The organism is Candidatus Niyogibacteria bacterium (assembly GCA_016432485.1).
GTDB lineage: Bacteria > Patescibacteriota > Minisyncoccia > HO2-45-28 > HO2-45-28 > HO2-45-28.
In genome coordinates, this window is record CP066691.1 from 632179 (window position 1) to 648919 (window position 16741).

29 protein-coding genes and 3 tRNA genes are annotated in these 16741 nt (G+C 42.8%); 14 read left to right on the top strand and 18 right to left on the bottom strand.

All coding sequences use genetic code 11. The features are described 5' to 3' along the window. Positions 1-89 precede the first annotated feature (89 nt). Both HYY55_03505 and HYY55_03510 read left to right on the top strand, forming a co-directional pair. Positions 90-1484: an aminotransferase class III-fold pyridoxal phosphate-dependent enzyme gene (locus HYY55_03505; GenBank protein QQG46007.1), complete on the top strand. Its 1395-nt coding sequence runs from the start codon at positions 90-92 to the stop codon at positions 1482-1484. A gap of 63 nt (positions 1485-1547) precedes the next feature. After that, complete coding sequence (locus HYY55_03510) at positions 1548-2267, top strand: VIT1/CCC1 transporter family protein (protein ID QQG46008.1); 720 nt, start codon at positions 1548-1550, stop codon at positions 2265-2267. A 23-nt stretch (positions 2268-2290) separates the two neighbouring features. Here HYY55_03510 and HYY55_03515 read toward each other — a convergent pair whose 3' ends face one another. Beyond that, a complete protein-coding gene (locus HYY55_03515; protein QQG46009.1) occupies positions 2291-3364 on the bottom strand; it encodes a trypsin-like peptidase domain-containing protein in 1074 nt (357 codons plus the stop codon). A gap of 65 nt (positions 3365-3429) precedes the next feature. Next, entirely contained in the window at positions 3430-3837 is a 408-nt protein-coding gene (locus HYY55_03520; protein ID QQG46010.1) for a hypothetical protein, read from the bottom strand. A gap of 87 nt (positions 3838-3924) precedes the next feature. Between HYY55_03520 and HYY55_03525 the strand changes: the two genes are divergently transcribed. From HYY55_03525 to HYY55_03535, 3 genes are all read left to right on the top strand, one after another. After that, a tRNA-Arg gene (locus HYY55_03525) sits at positions 3925-3996 on the top strand. 4 nt (positions 3997-4000) lie between these two features. Continuing rightward, positions 4001-4549 carry a cob(I)yrinic acid a,c-diamide adenosyltransferase gene (locus tag HYY55_03530; protein QQG46011.1) on the top strand — a complete coding sequence of 183 codons (549 nt, stop codon included), beginning with the start codon at positions 4001-4003 and terminating at the stop codon, positions 4547-4549. A 41-nt stretch (positions 4550-4590) separates the two neighbouring features. Then, a tRNA-Ala gene (locus HYY55_03535) sits at positions 4591-4662 on the top strand. A 48-nt stretch (positions 4663-4710) separates the two neighbouring features. Here HYY55_03535 and HYY55_03540 read toward each other — a convergent pair. Then, complete coding sequence (locus tag HYY55_03540; protein ID QQG46012.1) at positions 4711-4914, bottom strand: hypothetical protein; 204 nt, start codon at positions 4912-4914, stop codon at positions 4711-4713. Between the two features lie 364 nt (positions 4915-5278). On the opposite strand from HYY55_03540, the gene HYY55_03545 reads away from it, so the two are divergent. Further along, entirely contained in the window at positions 5279-6400 is a 1122-nt protein-coding gene (locus tag HYY55_03545; protein ID QQG46013.1) for a hypothetical protein, read from the top strand. 2 nt (positions 6401-6402) lie between these two features. Next, a complete protein-coding gene (locus tag HYY55_03550; GenBank protein QQG46014.1) occupies positions 6403-6741 on the top strand; it encodes a hypothetical protein in 339 nt (112 codons plus the stop codon). Between the two features lie 82 nt (positions 6742-6823). Here HYY55_03550 and HYY55_03555 read toward each other — a convergent pair whose 3' ends face one another. Next, the gene (locus tag HYY55_03555; protein QQG46015.1) at positions 6824-7384 is read right to left on the bottom strand and encodes a hypothetical protein; all 561 of its coding nucleotides are present in this window, start codon (positions 7382-7384) and stop codon (positions 6824-6826) included. A gap of 96 nt (positions 7385-7480) precedes the next feature. Between HYY55_03555 and HYY55_03560 the strand changes: the two genes are divergently transcribed. From HYY55_03560 to HYY55_03575, 4 genes are all read left to right on the top strand, one after another. After that, positions 7481-7921, top strand: coding sequence for a DUF192 domain-containing protein (locus HYY55_03560; GenBank protein QQG46016.1), 441 nt, complete (start codon positions 7481-7483; stop codon positions 7919-7921). 82 nt (positions 7922-8003) lie between these two features. Then, on the top strand, positions 8004-8228 hold the full coding sequence (locus tag HYY55_03565) for a type II toxin-antitoxin system HicB family antitoxin (protein ID QQG46017.1): 225 nt from the start codon (positions 8004-8006) through the stop codon (positions 8226-8228). 7 nt (positions 8229-8235) lie between these two features. Continuing rightward, positions 8236-8463 (top strand): type II toxin-antitoxin system HicA family toxin, encoded by a 228-nt coding sequence (locus HYY55_03570; protein QQG46018.1) that lies wholly within the window; start codon positions 8236-8238, stop codon positions 8461-8463. Positions 8464-8622: 159 nt separating this feature from the next. Then, positions 8623-8997: a hypothetical protein gene (locus HYY55_03575; GenBank protein ID QQG46019.1), complete on the top strand. Its 375-nt coding sequence runs from the start codon at positions 8623-8625 to the stop codon at positions 8995-8997. A gap of 51 nt (positions 8998-9048) precedes the next feature. Here HYY55_03575 and HYY55_03580 read toward each other — a convergent pair whose 3' ends face one another. The 3 genes from HYY55_03580 to HYY55_03590 form a co-directional block, all read right to left on the bottom strand. Continuing rightward, positions 9049-9390 (bottom strand): hypothetical protein, encoded by a 342-nt coding sequence (locus HYY55_03580; GenBank protein QQG46020.1) that lies wholly within the window; start codon positions 9388-9390, stop codon positions 9049-9051. A gap of 65 nt (positions 9391-9455) precedes the next feature. After that, positions 9456-9683 (bottom strand): type II toxin-antitoxin system HicA family toxin, encoded by a 228-nt coding sequence (locus HYY55_03585; GenBank protein ID QQG46021.1) that lies wholly within the window; start codon positions 9681-9683, stop codon positions 9456-9458. Between the two features lie 5 nt (positions 9684-9688). Continuing rightward, on the bottom strand, positions 9689-9925 hold the full coding sequence (locus tag HYY55_03590; protein QQG46022.1) for a type II toxin-antitoxin system HicB family antitoxin: 237 nt from the start codon (positions 9923-9925) through the stop codon (positions 9689-9691). A gap of 201 nt (positions 9926-10126) precedes the next feature. Between HYY55_03590 and HYY55_03595 the strand changes: the two genes are divergently transcribed. Together HYY55_03595 and HYY55_03600 are read left to right on the top strand one after the other, a co-directional pair. After that, positions 10127-10672: an ATP-dependent Clp protease proteolytic subunit gene (locus HYY55_03595; GenBank protein ID QQG46023.1), complete on the top strand. Its 546-nt coding sequence runs from the start codon at positions 10127-10129 to the stop codon at positions 10670-10672. Positions 10673-10679: 7 nt separating this feature from the next. Beyond that, on the top strand, positions 10680-10907 hold the full coding sequence (locus HYY55_03600) for a hypothetical protein (GenBank protein QQG46024.1): 228 nt from the start codon (positions 10680-10682) through the stop codon (positions 10905-10907). A 46-nt stretch (positions 10908-10953) separates the two neighbouring features. Here HYY55_03600 and HYY55_03605 read toward each other — a convergent pair whose 3' ends face one another. The 11 genes from HYY55_03605 to HYY55_03655 all read right to left on the bottom strand — a co-directional run bounded on the left by HYY55_03605 (position 10954) and on the right by HYY55_03655 (position 15450). Continuing rightward, the gene (locus HYY55_03605; GenBank protein QQG46025.1) at positions 10954-11166 is read right to left on the bottom strand and encodes a hypothetical protein; all 213 of its coding nucleotides are present in this window, start codon (positions 11164-11166) and stop codon (positions 10954-10956) included. A 39-nt stretch (positions 11167-11205) separates the two neighbouring features. After that, entirely contained in the window at positions 11206-11571 is a 366-nt protein-coding gene (locus HYY55_03610; protein ID QQG46026.1) for a hypothetical protein, read from the bottom strand. A 116-nt stretch (positions 11572-11687) separates the two neighbouring features. After that, a complete protein-coding gene (locus HYY55_03615; protein ID QQG46027.1) occupies positions 11688-11876 on the bottom strand; it encodes a hypothetical protein in 189 nt (62 codons plus the stop codon). Between the two features lie 4 nt (positions 11877-11880). Then, positions 11881-12123: a hypothetical protein gene (locus HYY55_03620; protein ID QQG46028.1), complete on the bottom strand. Its 243-nt coding sequence runs from the start codon at positions 12121-12123 to the stop codon at positions 11881-11883. A gap of 477 nt (positions 12124-12600) precedes the next feature. Next, a complete protein-coding gene (locus HYY55_03625; protein ID QQG46029.1) occupies positions 12601-12795 on the bottom strand; it encodes a YHYH domain-containing protein in 195 nt (64 codons plus the stop codon). A 328-nt stretch (positions 12796-13123) separates the two neighbouring features. Then, positions 13124-13549 carry a hypothetical protein gene (locus HYY55_03630; protein QQG46030.1) on the bottom strand — a complete coding sequence of 142 codons (426 nt, stop codon included), beginning with the start codon at positions 13547-13549 and terminating at the stop codon, positions 13124-13126. 61 nt (positions 13550-13610) lie between these two features. Further along, positions 13611-13681 (bottom strand) — tRNA-His (locus HYY55_03635). Positions 13682-13716: 35 nt separating this feature from the next. Further along, a complete protein-coding gene (locus tag HYY55_03640; protein ID QQG46031.1) occupies positions 13717-13959 on the bottom strand; it encodes a hypothetical protein in 243 nt (80 codons plus the stop codon). Between the two features lie 69 nt (positions 13960-14028). Continuing rightward, positions 14029-14532 (bottom strand): hypothetical protein, encoded by a 504-nt coding sequence (locus tag HYY55_03645; GenBank protein ID QQG46032.1) that lies wholly within the window; start codon positions 14530-14532, stop codon positions 14029-14031. Positions 14533-14678: 146 nt separating this feature from the next. After that, a complete protein-coding gene (locus HYY55_03650) occupies positions 14679-15155 on the bottom strand; it encodes a hypothetical protein (GenBank protein QQG46033.1) in 477 nt (158 codons plus the stop codon). A 46-nt stretch (positions 15156-15201) separates the two neighbouring features. Further along, positions 15202-15450 carry a hypothetical protein gene (locus HYY55_03655; GenBank protein QQG46034.1) on the bottom strand — a complete coding sequence of 83 codons (249 nt, stop codon included), beginning with the start codon at positions 15448-15450 and terminating at the stop codon, positions 15202-15204. 89 nt (positions 15451-15539) lie between these two features. Here HYY55_03655 and HYY55_03660 point away from each other — a divergent pair, with 89 nt between their 5' ends. Continuing rightward, positions 15540-16739, top strand: coding sequence for a thiolase family protein (locus HYY55_03660; protein QQG46035.1), 1200 nt, complete (start codon positions 15540-15542; stop codon positions 16737-16739). The last annotated feature ends 2 nt before the right edge of the window (positions 16740-16741 follow it).

Here is a 16741-nt window from a genome sequence, read left to right on the forward strand (position 1 = left end):
CGGCAATCGCCACCCATATCCCCACAATCGTGACTAATGTCCAGGGATAACGCATAAATACATATTACCAATTGACTTTTGCCTTTTCAATGCTAGATTTGGAAAGGGAAAAGAAACTTGAAAAGAAGGAGAGAAAGATGGCTGAAAATGGAAATCCGATTCGGTATACGCCGGAAAAAATTATTGAGATATCTAAGCAAACTATTGCGCCCACAACTCAAAATTTTTCGTTCGTGCCCGGCATAACGCCGCTGGGAACGCCTCCTTGTTGGATTATGGGCGAAGACGGCAATTTATATTTTGACGCTAATTCCGGCCCCGGCGTTTTCAGTATCGGCCACAGGCGTCTTGAAATTGAGCGGGTCAAAGCCGATGTTCGTTTCGGATTCGGAGCAAACGAATATCCGAATTACGAATCGGTGAAATTAGCCGAAAGGCTGATTGCTCTTTCTCCGGGCGGTTTTGATAAAAAGATTTTCTTCTGCTCTTCCGGCACTGAATCGGTTGAGGCCGCGATTCGCGCCGCCCAGATCTATCGCCGGACTCCGATAATGATGGCTTTTGAGAAGGCCTTTCACGGCCGCACCTACGGGGCTAGGACTTTGACGAGCCGAAAACATGTCACTAAATTTTCTTATCCGGCGTTTCCGGTGATTCATCTGCCATTTCCGGAGGCAGAGACGGAAATGGGTAATCCGCTTACTTTTATGAAACATGTAAAAAGGCAGCTTGCGACCGTAAATCTGAATGAGGTGGCCGCGCTTTTTTGGGAGCCCGTTCAGGGAGAAGGCGGAATCCGCTTTACGAGTCGCGACGCCTTCGAGGCCTTGATGGAAGAAATTATTGTTCCGAACAATATTTTGCTGGTGGATGACGAAGTGCAGACCTTCAGCCGCACCGGAAAATGGTTTGCCGCGGAACATTTTGGCGTTAATCCCGATATCATTTGTATGGCTAAGGCCTTGGGCAGCGGGGCGAAAATAGGCGTTACGATAATGCGGGCCGATGTCTGTTGGCCCGAAGGCGGACTTTATTCAAATACCTGGGGCGGAGATGCTTTTAGCAGCGCCTGCGCTCTTAAGACACTGGATATTATGGAAGAAGAAAACCTTATTTCTAAGGCCGAGCGCCTTGGCGATCTTTTTCTCAAAGAGCTTGCTGAAGCGATATCTGAGACGGGAGGCGAAAAAAGTTTTAAACAAAAATTGGTGTATTTTCACGGAAAGCTGATTGGTATTGTGTCCAAGGGTATGGGGCTTATGAGAAAAATTGAATTTATAGGGAGGGAAGATGATGGACCCGCGACAGAATTTCGCCAATTATTTATAGAAGAGACCCTCAATCGCCGAATTCTTTTAATGCCTTGCGGCGATTCGGCCGTACGCGTTATGCCGCCGCTGGTTGTTTCCGAAAATGAAATAAAGTGGCTGGCCAAAGAGTTGGTTAATTCTATTGTTTCGGCGTTGGAAAGGTTTAAAGATTAAGCTTCCGACTTGTCCGCCCGTGGCGGACAAGTTTTTTATTTAAAATCGGGTTATAATATTAAAATGGCGGAAATAAAAACGAGAACTTCCGAATTAAAGCACCAAAAAATGGGAACATATCTCAAAGATATGGTCTACGGCGCGAATGACGGATTGGTCACGACTTTCGCCGTCATTGCCGGTGTTGCCGGAGCGGCGCTTGACCCTATAATCATTGTTTTTCTGGGTTTGGCCAATCTTTTTGCCGATGGGTTTTCAATGGCCGCTTCAAGTTTTCTGGCGGCGCGTTCCGAAAGCGATGTTTTTAAACGCGAAAAAGAAGTTGAACACTGGGAAGTTGCCCATCAGCCGCATTTTGAAAAAAATGAAATAAAAGAAATACTCGCGAAACATGGTTACTCGGGCGCGGATTTGGAAGAGATGACGAACCTGGTGGTGAAAAATAAAAAGTTCTGGATTGATTTAATGATGCATGAAGAATTGGGCCTAGTTCCCGTGGACAGGGCCCGCCCGTTAAAGGGAGCGAGCGTGACTTTCGCGGCTTTTGTCATTACCGGATTTATGCCAGTCGCGCCCTTCTTTTTTGTTCAAGCCGATAAAAAGGCCTTCTGGATTTCTTCGGTTGTCGCCGGTTTGATGTTTTTTTTGGTCGGAGCTTTGCGAACCATTTTCACCAAACGTTTTTGGGTTTGGTCGGGAATAGAAATGTTTTTTGTCGGCGGTTTTGCCGCCTCAATTTCCTACGGAGTAGGATTTTTAATCAGAGCCGCGATTGGATATTAAACCCACCCCTCCACAAGTCGGTTTTATCTATGCAGTAAAAATTCCTCCAGCACTATTTTTGTCCGCAATTTTTTTCCGTTTCTTAAGACCTCCACATCAATTTTATCTCCTATTTTGCAGGAAGCGATCAAATCCTCAAGCGTTTCTTCCTCGGTTATATTTTTCTTATTAAAAGCGAGAATTACGTCATATTCCTGAAGTCCCGCTTTTTCCGCGGCGCTTCCCGGAACTACTGCCGTATCTCCGGGCATTCCTTCGTTCATAATCAGAGCGCCATGGTCAATCGGCAAATTGAATTTTTCCTGCAAAGATTTATTTAAAATCATATATCTTACTCCGAAAAAAGGTCTGCGTATGTGTCCGTATTTTTTAATTTCTTCAAGGTCTTTTTCCGCCTGATCTATGGGGATGGCAAAACCTATATTTTGCGCGCCGAATACCACTGCCGAATTTATGCCTATCGCGCGCCCTTCAATATCCACAAGCGGCCCGCCTGAATTTCCCGGGTTAATAGCCGCGTCCGTTTGAATCAACCCGCGAAGGCGCTGCTGATGCCCCAAAGGGTCGGTTATCGCGGTTATCAAGCGCGAGAGTCCCGAAACCACGCCGGTTGAAACCGAATTTTGAAATTCTCCCAAAGCGTTGCCGATAGCCACGACCGTCTGGCCCAATTCTATATTTTTTGCCGTACCAAGCTCTACTGCCGGAAGCTCTTTGCCGCCGGAATCAATTTTTAAAATAGCCACGTCATTTATCGGATCGCGCGCGAGTATTTTGGTTTCGTGTTTTTTGCCGTCATAAGTGATAACGCTGTAATCCGCTTTTGGATCGGCAATAACATGTTTATTGGTTAAAATAAGTCCGTTTTTAGTGATTAAAAATCCCGAACCTCCGCCGACTTTGATGCGGCCGTGTTCGTCGCGAGGAGCTTGGCGCAATTTTGATTCCAAAAAGGCCTGTTCCCGCGGATCCAGGTTGTAAAATTCCTCGGGCAAATCCGCGGCAATTTCTTTGAGATCCTTAGCCACGATAACGCTTACGACGGCCGGCATCACTTTTTTAACTGCTGTTATAATTTGTTTTTGGTAGTCTATCATGATATTCAGTATACCTTTTTTAAAAATAAAAAAAATCCCCCGCGATGAGGGGATTGGGGACGGCTTTACTGCGGGGACAAGGGGCGTGATTCTAAAAATTCCCTTTTGGTATTATAAAAACAAGGAGAGATTTCCCTCAACGCCTCCCAAAATTTTATTTTCAGGTGATTTCGCGCCGCCAACACAATGTCTGACTCTGGAGAAGGCGCTTCACCGAGAGCGGCGTAAAAACGACATTTGACGTCAAGCAAGGCATTGTCAATTTGATTTTCAATACCGCGCAAAATGGATATAATTTTTTCTTTTTCCTCCTGTGTCAACGGCGTCTTCGAATAAAGGATCATTTTTAAACGCTCATCTTGTTTTCTAATGGCCTCGAGATTCGGTTCGATAACCTCATGTACAACATTTCTGCTTATGCCGGCTAGCCGATGTAAAACGTCAACAAAACTCACCAACCCTTCTCGCGCCAATGCCTTGCCTCCTTAGCTAGTTGTCAAAGCGGACTATTTTTCCTACTCTATTAGATAGATTACGGACTTAATAAGTTTTGTCAACACGCCCCTGTCGTTCAATGGATAGGACGAAGGTTTCCTAAACCTTAAATCCAAGTTCGATTCTTGGCAGGGGCACTATATGGTGTTTTTCACAGGAAAAGGCGATGACGGAAAAACAGGCCGCTTCGGATGCGACCAGAGGATTTCAAAAAGCTCGGCTATTGCCGAAGCGCTAGGATGCGTGGATGAAATAAATTCTTTTTTGGGCGTTTGCAAAGTGAAAGCGGACGGTTTTGATGTGGCGGGCAGAGAAATTCGCGGCCTGATTTCAGACATTCAAAACGACCTTTTCGTGATTCAGGCGGAGCTTGGCGGATATTCCAAATTAAAAATCGGGGAAGAGAAAGTTAAAAAACTTGAAGAATATGTAAATTGGATTGAGCGCGAGCTTCCGCCGATAAAAACATTTTTTGTCGCTGGAGGAACGGAATTGTCGGCTCTTTTTGATTACGCCCGCGCCGTCGTAAGGCGCGCCGAACGCAGGGCAGTGCTTGTTTCCGAACAGTCGCCGGAAGATTTTAATCCAAATATTTTGGCTTATCTCAACCGTCTTTCAAGTATTCTTTACGCCTTGGCGCGTTTTGCTAATTTTAAGGCGGGCGTCCCCGAAGAACCGCCTAGGTATTAAGATTGAAATTTAGTTTTTCGGAATCTATAATTTTAGTTTAAGGGCCTGTAGCTTAGAGGAAAAGCGTGTGCATGGCATGCACAAGACCGCGGGTTCGAGTCCCGCCAGGTCCACAACACGTTATGTAATATAAAAAGCTCCACTGGAGTGGAGCATTAGGATTATGTGCTCGCTATGAGCTCCCCATCAACTTTAACAATAGCTCTCTCGTCCCATTCATAGTTAATTCCTGGATGCCCATCAATCTCAACCGAAAGCGTATGGTCATTATCAAACGTGAACACGATTATTCTCTCTTTTGGAAAAATTGAGTAGTGCCGGAGTTCATTCTCCTTAAAAACCTTACGAATCTCGTCCAGATTCATGGCCTCTTACCTCCCTTCTGTAGCAGTTCGTTCTATAATTTACACTATTGTAGTTCAGGTTGTTTTGCAAGAGGTTGCCAATTCAGCATTTCGTTTGTAATCTGGTTCCAATTAGTACGGACGTAGTCCACTGTATGATACTTCGAGTCGGAGAATTGCTGATTTATCCCGTTAATTTTGCAAAGCAAAATTTTTACGGGGCCAAAATCGGATAGGCCGCGAATACGCCACCCGCATGGCGTATTGGGAAAGCTTTGGCCTACAGGCAATAGCTCGTCCCCACACCCACACCTACGCATAGGTGTGGGTGTGGGGGCTCGCCTAACTTTGGACTTTTGTTGAGGCAATTGATATAGTAACAGCAATGAGATTTGCGCCTAAAAAAATTACACTATTGATTGCGGGGATGGTGTTTACCGCCGGACTTGCGGCGAGTTTTGTCGTCCCTGCCTTCGCCGGTGATCCGGTTGGAGGGCTTGATATAACTATTGAACAGATTCCCGGAGGGCTGGTTTCTACCAAAAATTATAGTTCTTCATTGTCAAATAAATCAGCGGGACTAATAAGAATGGAAGTCGGGGATGTGCTTTTACGCTATGGCGTTGGCGGCGCGGATATCAACAAAGTAACAGACGCACTTGAAGGCAAGGGTGTTTACGAAGCTGAACTCAAATCATTTCTAATCGCGATCGGAGTCAATGAAAAAGGCGTTCAGGAAGTCATTGCCAAACTTGACGAGCTTGGTGCCGCGTCAAACGCGGCTCCTGCCGCGTCAAACGCGGTTGAGACCGGAGCTGATTCTACTGAAAAAGAATCTGCGGGAGACGGTAACGCGCACGGCTTTCCCGATCGCAGAGCTGATTCTCCCAAAAAAGAATTTACTTCAGGAGCGGTTTTTGCTCCGGCCGCGAGGGAAACTCCGCAACCCGCGACAGTAAACCCAGAACTTCATAGGCCGCCCACATCGCTAAAAGAACTGGACACTAGCGAAAACGCGAAGGTACTTCGCGATAATTTCCGAGAAAATGTAAGAACACTGTTTAAAGACGACGGGACTCCGTTGCGCCGCATTGCCGTCGCCCACGGCAAAGGACTGCGCATGCTCAACCGTTTTCGCTCGGCAATGGCTCGGTTTGACCATATTTTAGGCCGGCTGGAATCGCGGATTGAAAAAATGAGAATTGAAATTGAGGCTGAAGAGCGCGCGGCGACGGGCAACACAAAGAGCAAATTTCCGCCAGAGAACGATGCCTCTCTTATTGAAAGAGCCAAAAATATGCAAGTTGAAAACGAGGCAAAGATGGAAGAACTTAAAGCAAAATACGAATCATTGCTTCTCGGTGAAAACGCGGGAGGAATCGCAAAAGAAGCCCGCGCCATAGCCGCGGAGCTTAAAGCAGACATAGAAAACCTCCGCGCCATAATTATTGAGATATATACATTTGCCGATGATTACAATAGTTCCAGATCAAATACCAGCATATAATCATGACTACGAATAAAAACAAACTCATCATCGCAATCATTGTTCTCGCTGTTGTCGCGGGAGGAGTATTATTTTTCTTGAATCGCGGCCCCTCGTATCAAAAAGAATCCGTTACGGTTGAACAGGATTTAACTCCGATTGAATTGACTCAAGAAGAACAGCGGGCGCTTCAGGCCGAGGGGCTCGTTATGCCGTCCGGGGACGACGCAGCTGCGAAAAAATTGCAAACCGTGCGAACTTCCGACGAACTCGGCGCCATTGGGGCTGACCTCAACGAAACAGACCTATCAGAACTTGACGCTGAACTTGATGCGATTGAGAGCGACCTTTCGGGATTATAACCGCAGTCCTTTTTATTTTAAAAAATAAAAAAGAGCCGAAGAAATAGTTGCCCATTCGGCTCTTTTCGCGCGGCTTAACCCTTCACTCGCGCGGCATGACATACATCCCGCGAATTAACTTGCTGTTGGGATATTTTTTAATAAGTTCTTTTAAATAGCGTTTATCTCCGCTGTTCCAAGCGTAAAGATAATAAAGCGCGAACGCCGCTGTCGGTTCGTTAAGGTCCTCTCTGGATGTCGGGTCTGATATTTTGCCGTTCGGGTGATTCACGACTATATCCTTAAGCCAATGATTGGCTTTTTTCCTGCTGTTTTTATCAAATTTTATGCCTGGAAAAAGTTCCTCTTCTCCCCGAGTCGCTCTGGATAGCTTATAAAACTCGGCGATGCGCAGTTTGGCGTCATCCACCAGATGGCTTTTAGGGTATTTTTTTATAAAGGCCTTATAATTCTTTATAATCCGCGGGTAGATGACCTCTATTTTTACTTTAAGGTCATCGCTTGAATAAAGTTGCTGAAAAATACCCAGATATTCGTTGAGCTCATCGGCAAACGCTATAAGCTTCGCGTTTGCCAATCCCGAACCCGCGAAAAAACAAAAAACAAGGATAAAAAAATGAAGGAGCGTTTTTCGGATTGTCATTGCCCGCGGCCCCATCCCTTTAATTCCTTTTCCGATCTCCAACTTCAGAATAGCGCATGATGTCCAATTCCGCCAATTGCCATTAATATAATAGTTATGGGCCCGATAAGATTCAGAATCTTTTTTCTTTTGGTCGCGGCCGCGGTTAGCGGCGGATTTTTTTATTTTTACGCGCCGCCGTCTCCAGTATCGGATGTTTACGTCTCCGGCCAAAAAATCGCGGTTGAACTGGCTAATACTCCGGCCAAAAGGATACAAGGCCTTTCCGGCAGAAACGCGCTCGGGCAAAACGAGGGAATGTTTTTTGTTTTTGAAAAACCGGATTACTACGCTTTCTGGATGCGCGATATGAATTTTAAAATAGATATTATCTGGATTGATGAGAATAAAAAAATCGTTGATATCGTGAAAAACGCCGCGCCGGAATCATATCCTGAAAAATTTTCTCCGCAAAGCCCCGCACAGTATGTTCTGGAAGTAAACGCCGGCCTTGTCGATGAACATAAAATAAATATCGGCGATCGGGTTGAGTTTTAAGTTAATTGGGCAAGCAAATGGGGGAAATTTATATCTATTTTTGCCTCTTTACATCCTAAAATATAATTGTTAATATTTGGTTATGAAATACTTAAATTTTTCTGTGATTATTGAAGAAGACAAGGATGGTTTTTTTGCTTTTTGTCCGGAACTTCGGGGGTGCTACACGCAAGGAAATACTTACGAGGAAGCGCTAAAAAACATAAAAGACGCCATAAAACTCCACCTTGCCGACATAGAGAAAAACAGGGAAAAACTGGAACGACCCAAATCCATTAGTTTGGCAACTGTTGAGGTAGCTGTTTAATTTTATTGTGTCTAGCGGGCTTCCGAGGACAAGAGCCAAGGATATAATCCGAGTTTTAGAAAAAATCGGATTTAGTTTTGCGCGTCAAAGCGGAAGTCATAAAATTTATAAAAATACCGAAAACAAACGAGTAACCGTGCCGTTTCACAACAACACTATTTTACATCCAAAAGTTTTAAAAAGTATCTTAAAAGACGCCGATATTGATGCCGAACAGTTGAAAAAACTGCTTTAGTTTTGTTTAGGGGCCTAGAGGGATTTGAACCCGCAACCTATTTTGCCACATGGAAACGCTCTGCCGTCGCTCTTTTTATTTCTTCATTGACCGTTCATAGGTTGGGGTATAGCGTTAAATTAGAGATGGTCTTTGTATGAGAATGCCTCGGAGAACGACATGAAACAGTGGCATCCCGAAGCTGCGTGGCGTCTTTTGCCTGAAGAAAACCACGCGCTTCAATGCGCGTTTGAAACGGCATGGGACGCGGCCCTGCTTGAAGTAAAAGATTTCGCCGCATCTCATCGAGATATTGAAGTCCTTATGATTACATTTAAAAGTTGCGTTCCGGGGGTCATTTTGCCGGCGGCCGATGATTTTGAAATATTCAAACGGGTTATTGAATACGAGCTGGATCGCTTAAATAATATTGATGAGCTCGGATCTACGGGATGCGGCAGCGACGATTGTTCGGCAGCGCGGCATCGCAAGGCGCTTAAGTCATTTTTAAAAAATAAGCTCGGCGTCAATTACAGACCCGCCGCCGATACTTAGAGTTTCAACTCAATAAAAAAGTGCGCGACCTATGTCCGCGCGCCTTTTTTATTATTTTCTTTCTTTATAAGAAAATAAAAGATAATACATTGAAAGGAAAACAAGGTTAAAAAGCATACAATTGTAAGTGAGGGTTTCAGAAAAAGGAAGATATTGATTTAAAAACGCGGCGGCGAAAACGGCGGTATGGACAAAAAAGGCGGATTTAAAAACAGGTTGACTATAAGACGTGGCCGCGTAGGCAAAAAGCGCGAGCGTAAATATGACCCATGCCGGATGCGCGAATGACTGCCAATTTATGATATTCGGCCCGTCGACGGCCAGATATTTCAGGCCGTCAAACGCTATGACGATGCCGAAGATGGATGCGTATAAAATAAGTTTTCGTTTCATATTAAGAAGGTTCCGACTTTTTTTAGTTAATGGGTCGGCAAACAAAGCCGCGCGGTCGAAGGATTTTATAGCAGTTTTATAAATTCAGGCACAGAGAAGCCGATCTGTTTTATTATTGATTTAAGCGTTTTTGGCGTAAGTTCTTTTCTGTGGAACGGAATCGTTACTCTTAGTTTGCTTTTTGCCAGATGGCGCAGCTGAATGTGGCTTCCGCTTTGATGAAATTCATAAAAACCGGCTCGTTTGAGAGCTTTGATAACCAATGCGGATGGGATGCGCGGTAATTTTGGCAAACGATTTAAATGCTAGCTGTAACTTTCTCTCTTCGTCTGGTGTTGCCAATAAAAAAGGCCTCGTCTTTGAGAACGGCCTCCAAATAACATTTTATGGCATCTTGCGCCATTTCTCGAGCTTCTTTTAAATTATTTCCTTCTGTCACTAAACCCGGGAGTTTGGGAACTGTAACCGTATATCCCGCGCCATTTGGCTCAAAAACAACTTCGTATTGTAATATATTTTCCTTACGTTTTTTCATATAGAAATATTATAACGCCATATTGCCAAAAATCAAATTTAACCCGGGTCAGCAAACAAGGCCGCGTCGCGTCAAACGCGATAGCGATTTGACGCGGTGGAATTAGTTCGAACCTGTTTTACGGTTGCCGTATGATATTTCGGGTTGGCTTTGATTGCTGTTGCAAAAATCACCCCCACCCTGTAAAATCAACCCATAATCATGGAATATTATATCCTTTTTCAAGGGCGCATTGATAAAGACGCGTCCTTGGCATTGATAAATGCGCTACTGGAGGCCAACGGAAAAAAAGAGGCCGAACATATAACCATGCTTTTTTCTTCAGTAGGAGGCTTTATTTACTATGGATTTAATATCGCTACCGTCATCAAAAATCTTGAAAAACCAATAAGAATTCATGCCACAAACGAAATAAGTTCAATAGCTAATGTTGTTTATTTGTCGGCAAAAGAAAGATCAGCCGAATCTTATGCCAAATTCTTTTTGCACGGAGCTTCAGTTGAGGGTAATCTTAGTTTAAACCTTGAAGATTTGAATGAACAAGTTTCGTCTATACAAGTCCAAAATGATAGACTGGCTAGGTTTATTTTTGAAACCACTGGAACTTCGATTGAAGAAATAAATCAAATGATGAAAGGCCGCAGATCTTTGTCGTCCGAGGAAGCTTTCAAGTATAATATTGTTCTTGAAGTAAAAGAGGAGCAGATACCAGTTGGCGCTTTAAGAAAAGATGTTATTTTCGTATAATTAAAATATGCTAAAAGAAAGTCTTAAAAATAAGATTAAAGAAATACTTGAAAAAATGGGTTGTGTTGATATTCAATTCTCAAATGGCACAGAAAATGAGGCCGCTGTTAGATTTAATTGCGAGATTTTGATAAGTTTTAAGACCGACCTGGAGGATTGGATATATTCAGGTATTCAACGTAACGATCTTGGGGAACAAAAGTACAAGATTGGGTTTAAACGTAAGAGCAACTAGGTTTTTAGGGTTATAAATCTTGAACCCCGTTTTTAAAAACGACTCTTCACTTATCTAAATAACGATCTAGTTTTTTATATGATTTACTTATTAAACGAGAAATTTTATATATGACAAAAAGAGCAAAAAACCCAATAATGATTAGTAAGAACCACCCACTAATGTCTAATAATTCCCGACCAAGGCCAGTTGTGGGTTTTAGATGATCTGGAGTTTCAACCGGTATTCCTCGTGAAAAATCAAATTCTTTTGGCGGCATATTATTAATTATAATGGATATTGTAAGTATTTGATACCGTTAAAATGTTCTATTTTTACAATGTCTCCAATCGTCCTCCATGATCGGATCTCCAACGCTAGCCCATCTATTAATGCAATCTACAAAATCTTCTAGTTTTGTTTTCGTATCTTCTGCAAATTCTTTTGCGTCTTCAAGCTGGCCTTGTAATGTAGATACGGCCCACTCTAAATCACTAATCTGACTTTCTAAATCATTAACTCTCCCCTCCAGTTCAGAATAACTTTGCCCATAAGTAGTTGGAGTTATTACCGTTTGTTTTTTAACTCCGCTTTCTTTTACGGAATGAATTTGCTCTAAATCAAACAGTGTTTCGCGTGGAGCCAAAGAAGAAGCGGTGTTATCATTTGGTTTTTCATTAAACACTGTAATATAAACCGCGGAGACCAATATGGATGTGAATAGTATTATCAGTAATGTTTTTATGCTGTAATTTTTCATGTCTTTCAACCACTGAAGCTAATTTTGTTTGAGCCGGTTTTTCATAAAAACTTTTGGCGATTTTCGCCGTGTTCTTTGCCAAGATTATAAGCCAAAACAGCGGCGTAGATAATACCATAGAAAATATGGAAAGTTTGACCAAAGTCTACACTATCCATAGCCGCATCAATAAACGCCAATGCCAGGGGAGAAATTATATATAAAAATAAGAGTATATTTTTTATTTTCATATTATTATAAGGGGTTGTTGAATGTATCCCGATTAAGTTTTTGGAAGTTTTTTATTTCTCTTTCCCCAATATATTTACTAAAACTATTTCTAAAATTATCCCCAAACCATTCAAGAGTGTCCTGTTGTGCTCTCAACCTTTTTAATTGATACTCTCTATAATTTATAAACATAAAACCAGCCACAAAAATAGTAGCTATTATTAGGATCAACAATCTAAACCAATTTTCTTTTAACCAGTTTTTCATGAATTTGTTTATACTATCAAACTATAAATTAAACTTTCTCACGATTCTACGCCAAATAAATGAAACAATAATAGATAAACCGAGGGCAATTATAAAAGACTCATCTTCGGACAAATTCCGGCTACTGTCTGACCAAATAAATATCACAGTAAAAAGTGATACGAAAATGAACGCCCTCTTTAAAAACGGCTTCAACAATACTAGTCGCCGCAGAGTTGGAAAATCGATTTTAAGCCAATCCTTCATAATTTATAATCCTTTTTCTCTTAAACAGAATTTGTAAAAAAAGTCGTAAACCCTATCTTGATCCTCAGACGCCTTTTTGGTTTTTTCGATGGACTCTGTGTTACACTCTTTTACAATTTTGTTTGGCCTCCATTCATACCAATAAAAATAACTTGCAGAGATTACGACCATCAAGACAATCACCCCAACCTTAAACCAATTTTGTTTGAGCCAATTCATGGTCGACATGATTTAACGATAACTCCTATATTTTTTAGCGTGAAAGTGGTGTTGGCCATATTTAAACCCCCACTTCGGGCAATTTGTCCTACAAGTGTGGCCGCCTTTTCTGTCTGTTCTACCGGGGTGTGCCAACGCCTCAAATGGCGCAGAGAATACAAGCGCCGTGAAAGCAGTAAAAATAACTACTAAAATAAAATTCTTCATTTCGAGGTTTAGTACCTAAATCTGTATGATTTATATGGATCAGAGTATCCCTTTTTGCCCGTGTACGGATTGTAATTACCGCGCGTGCTGTAGTTATCAAATCTAGTGCTATTGGGACTTGAGCGGTAATGGGGTAGGACATATGTGCCAGTGCGAGGTTTTACATACCCCCTCACTCTTACAGCTGCGTATGCGGAACCAGCGAAGACGAACAGACCAAAAATTATCAAAATCGCTGCTAAAAATTTAAAGTTTTTCATAATGTTTTAATTATACCATATCTAATAGAAATTGCAAGTGGGCGGGCAAATGGAGGAAGTTCGCGCCTTTACTTTTGGAGTTCTTGTTTGCGGCGAGCAAATTCAATTTGTAGGCGTGTTTTTGTTTTTTCTTCAAGAATGCCGTTTAAATTCCATAGCACCGTCCAGTCATACTTCGCTGAAAGTCGGCGAAAAAGTTCATATACAGCCATTCTTTCTTCAGAAATTATTTTTAAATTCTTGTCTTTTGTTTTGGAGCGCTCTTTTTCAGTGTCAACAGACCTCTCAAGTTCTTTCGCGTTTTTTTCTTTAGAGAAAGGAAAAAAGTTATGGAGTTCCACAAAAATCTCTTTCGGATATTTTAACAAATCTTCTATAACGGGCAGGTCTTCGGGCTTTATATCCCTGTCTTCAATAAACCTTTGAAATCTTTTTTCTTCCAAAGGAGAAGGTTCTTGTTGTGGGACCGACGACTCGCTACTTGATTCTTTCATTATATTTTATGGATTGATTAAAAATTGATTTGAGATTTTCTTTTAGAAATTCCACTTTGTGGGTGCCTAGAGGGATTCGAACCCTCGATAATTCCTCCACAGGGAACCGTGTTACCGCTACACCATAGGCACCATTTTTGCCCGACACTTGGTGTCGGGCATTGGATTTATTCGCGTAAAAGTTCTTGTTGGCCCTCTTTTTCTCCCAAGATTTTTCGGCGCATGGCTTCCAGGGCTTCATCAGCGGCTTTTTTTTCGCGCCTGCGATCTTTTGGCGTTATCACTTTTTTTACCCCCTTTACGCCCTGCATTTCAAGAATCATTTCTTTATCTTCAGGCGTCAGATTGTATTTTTCTTCGTTCTTTTCAGGCGTTTCTTGCGGCCGAAGGGAAAATTCTTCTTTAGGCATGACCCTATAATAACAAAAAAATGCCTTTTGGCAAGAAAAAAGGCCCAAAACGGGCCGCAAACTATTACGCTATTCCGATGGCACGCCGGGCCATTCCTCAATTCTAATCACCAGAGATTTTAAAGCTTGAATCAGCCGATCAAATGCCTGCCGCGCTTTTGGATTGTCCGAAAATAGCTTCTTTAATTCTTTGTTGCAAAATCTGCGAGTATCTTTTCGAGCATGAACCATAAAAGTGTTGTTGTACAGCGAAGCATAGATTATAGACTCCTGAACATGAATATCGGATAAAGCCTTTGACAATTCTTGACTATATGGATAACCTGCCCCCCTATAAAAATCTAATTGTAGGAGAGGCGGCAGATAGCACCCAAACATCTCTTGGAGCGCATAGAAAAGAGGATGAAAGACAGAATCGCGGCTATCCACAACTATTCTGGCTCGGGTTATTTTTCTGTTAAGAGGAGTATTACGGGCTTCTTCCAGCAGAAGGCGTATTAATGCTAGATGCAAAAAATTTGTAAAACAGATTTCGTTCAAACTTTCTTGCCGCATACCGCCGCCTACGGCCATTCCCAACCTAAAAGTGGCGAGCATTTTATCTCTCCCTCAGGTTATTTGAGGATATTTACAACCCAAAAAGATTGTATCGCTATTCCGCTTTAAATACAAGCGCCCTGTTTTTTACAAGAAAACGGCCCTGATTGGGCCGCGTCTATCTATATCGGGTAAATTCTTGTTTCTTTTAATGCTTCGCGAAGAAGTTTTTCTTTGAGGAAATCCACAAAGTCGCCGAAGATTCGCAAGCGAATTTCATCATTTTTAAAGATCTCGCTCGTCTCTTTAAGCACTTCCTGAACACCATCTTTTTGCGATACTACATCAAAAGAATTTTCCCGCGTGCCAAAAATCTCTATGAATCTGCTCAGTCTTAAGATAGCCATGGTCTCACTAAGTTCGCGGCTATAAGGAAACGCGCCTCTTTTGGAAAAACGCAGTTCGTTTAATTCGGGAAGCGTTTGACCAAACCTTTTTTGAGCTTGCAGAAACACCCCGTGAAGCTTATCCGGACTATATTCAAATGTGCATCTAATGCGGCTGTCACCAAAACTAAGCACAATTGTTTTTAGGGCGAGAGTAAGAATATCCACGAAAATCGTCTTTGAATCGGGGGTGCTTTTCGTTTCCTCGGACACGCAATCAACCTCCAAGAGATGAACTACATCCTAAAATATTATTATATTATTCCGCTTTAAATACAAGCGTTCCGTCTTTGGTCGGCTGGTCAACTTTTATCGCTACTTCCTGACCTTTCTTAGCCGATTTAATCGCTTCGTGCTCAAGTTGCATTGACTCAACGGTCTGTGAAAATTCATTCTCTCCTTTCACGAATTTAACTTCGTCGCCCGCCTTGAGCGCGCCGTTTAGCTTAACCACGGCCACCATGGCCTTGTCGTAATAATGTATTACTTTGCCTAATGGTTTATTCATATTAAAAAATGTTTAACCCGACCTTTACCATAATAATTCTATCATATATAATGGGTTCGGTTTTGAAAACTGAAAAAGGAGGAAAATGAATGCGAGATGTTGCGATAATTGGCGCGGGAATGACCCCTTGCCGTTCAAGATGGCTTGAAAAAACATTTTGGGAACTTTCCCAAATGGCAGTGGCTGAAGCAGTGCGCGATGCCCATATTCATATCAAAGAAATTGATGCCGGTGTGGTGGGTATTTACAACGATATTTTTGAGTTCCAGGCTATCCCCGAAAGCGGATTACAGGGGATCATCGGTCTAGCGAATAAGCCCCTGAAAAGATGCTCAAGTGGGGGCGCTACCGGCGCTTATACCATGCTTGAAGGATATACCTGGGTTGCAAGCGGACTTTATGATTTGGTTTTGGTTTTGGGAGTTGAGAAAGCGCTTGACTGCTACGATTTTGAAGCCCAAAGCCCGACACCGGCGGTGGTGCAAACCATTAGTTATTCTTGGGATCCCTGGTTTGAGCGGCCACTTGGCGCGCACGCCTCTTCAAGCTATGCAAAAGTCATTGCCGCTTATATGGACGAACATTCCGGCGACCTTGACCCACTGGCAAGAGCAAAAATTGTTGAACTTCTTTGCCAGCAAGCGCAAAATAATCCCTACGCCCAGCGTCTGGGTGAAAAGGTAACGGCGGATCAAGTCGTGCGGTCGCGTTATGTTGTCCATCCAATTCGGGCTCTTGAAACTTGCGTCTACACCGAGGGCGCGTGCGCTTTGGTTTTTGCTTCAGAAGAAATAGCCAAGGACATAGCCAAACGCAGCGGTCGCGATCCTGTCTGGATTACCGGCGTTGGCGCGGCTAATGAAAACTATTTTGTTGGCAGAGATATAACCCGTTATAAAGTTCTGAACCGCATTTATTCCGATTATCTTGCAACCAAGAAAGCTCTTGGGATGGCCCGTCTTACCATCAACGATATTCAAGTCATTGAACTGCATGATGCTTTCATCCCGCAAATGATGATTACGCTTGCTGAAATGGGAGTTGTGCCTTTGGGCCGCGCAGATGATCTGGTTAACGAGGGCATCATAATGCCTGGCGGCCGACTGTTAGTGAATCCTTCGGGTGGATTGGTTTTCGGCGGACATTTTGTCGGCGGATCAAACATGATGTCAACCTGGAGCGTTATGCGAGAGATGAGAACAAGGAATTTTGAACACGGCATGATTCATGGAACCGGCGCCAGCCGTTCAATCTACGGCGTGGCTGTTGTCCTTGAAAGGAGGGGTTGACA